A 397-nucleotide genomic window follows, 5' to 3' on the forward strand; every position below is an offset into this window, starting at 1 on the left:
TCTGGTGAATAAGGTGGGAGCTTTATCAGGGTTAGGTTTTTAAATTCTGCAGCTGTATCGTATGTGTGCCAGCCTGCGCCATCTATTATCACGACAGCGTGTCTTCCAACAGGTGTCGCGTGTGATATCTGGCGCATATGCTGCGTCATTGCTTCTTTATTTACGAATGGGCTAACTAACGCTTCTGTTTGGCCTGTGGCTGGACATACCGCGCCAAATAAGTATCCATAGTCAAATTGCTGTTGTTTTACAATCCGTGGCCGAGTGCCTGTTTCAGCCCAAATGCGCGTAGTCGGATTTTGCTGGCCAAATCGTGCTTCGTCCTGAAACCATACGTCGATCCGATCAAGAGGAAGGTGTCCTGGTGTGTGAAGGATCGTTTCCAGCTCGAAGTTGT

At 48.4% G+C, this 397-nt stretch carries 1 protein-coding gene; it reads right to left on the minus strand.

Going from position 1 to position 397, the window contains the following annotated elements:
• Positions 1 to 397 (minus strand): transposase (locus CWC02_RS20335; RefSeq protein ID WP_171043881.1); only part of this gene is annotated, 397 nt, incomplete at both ends.

The sequence above is a fragment of the Pseudoalteromonas sp. S2721 genome (genome assembly GCF_005887425.1).
Taxonomy (GTDB): Bacteria; Pseudomonadota; Gammaproteobacteria; order Enterobacterales; family Alteromonadaceae; genus Pseudoalteromonas; species Pseudoalteromonas simplex.